Genomic DNA, 757 nt, shown 5'->3' with positions numbered 1-757 from the left:
ACAATACCAATAAAAATAATATTGATTAATTAGAATGATATACGCTGCGCTGTCACCATTTTTGTTTTAGAGCCATAAAGTCACCCTATCGAATAAGACCGCACCCGATTTATACAGCTGCGACAAACAGAAAAGTAAATTTCCGAGAAAATTACGTCGGCTTATGCCAGAATGTGTTCCCTCACTCAACAAGCCTGTAATGTAATGAAATACCAAGCTGCTATTTTTGATATGGATGGTTTACTTCTTGATACTGAACGCGTCTGTATGCGTATTTTCCAAGAAGCATGTGAAGTACAAAACCTTCCGTTTTATGAAGATGTTTACCTATCGATCATTGGCCGCAATGCGGCAGGAATTGAGACGATTTTCCGCAAAGCCTACGGCGAGAATTTAGACCGCCTGCATCTTGAATGGCGCACTCGTTACAACGCAGTTGTCAAACACCAAGCTATCCCTGTAAAAGATGGCGTTGTTGAGTTGCTGGAGTGGTTGAAAGCACAAGGTTTACCTATCGCGGTCGCGACATCTACTGCGAAAGAAGTGGCAAAAATCAAACTGGAATTAGCAGGGTTGAGCAAATACTTCGATAACCTAACGACAGGCTGCGAAGTGAGCCACGGCAAACCCGACCCAGAAATCTATTTACTAGCAGCGAACCGTCTGGATGTAGAGCCAAGCCTATGTTTGGCCTTTGAAGATTCCAATAATGGTGTTCGCGCCGCTGTAGCGGCAAACATGGTCACTTATCAAATTC

At 43.3% G+C, this 757-nt stretch carries 1 protein-coding gene; it reads left to right on the top strand.

Translation table 11 applies throughout. From position 1 onward, the window contains the following. Positions 1 to 204: 204 nt before the first annotated feature. On the top strand, positions 205 to 757 hold a 553-nt coding region (locus R7Q48_RS26875), incomplete at its 3' end, for an HAD family phosphatase (RefSeq protein ID WP_318133294.1).

It is taken from the genome of Vibrio sp. 378 (assembly GCF_033339435.1).
The sequence above is the reverse complement of the archived record's forward strand: the minus strand, read 5'-3'. Positions and strand labels throughout refer to the sequence as shown.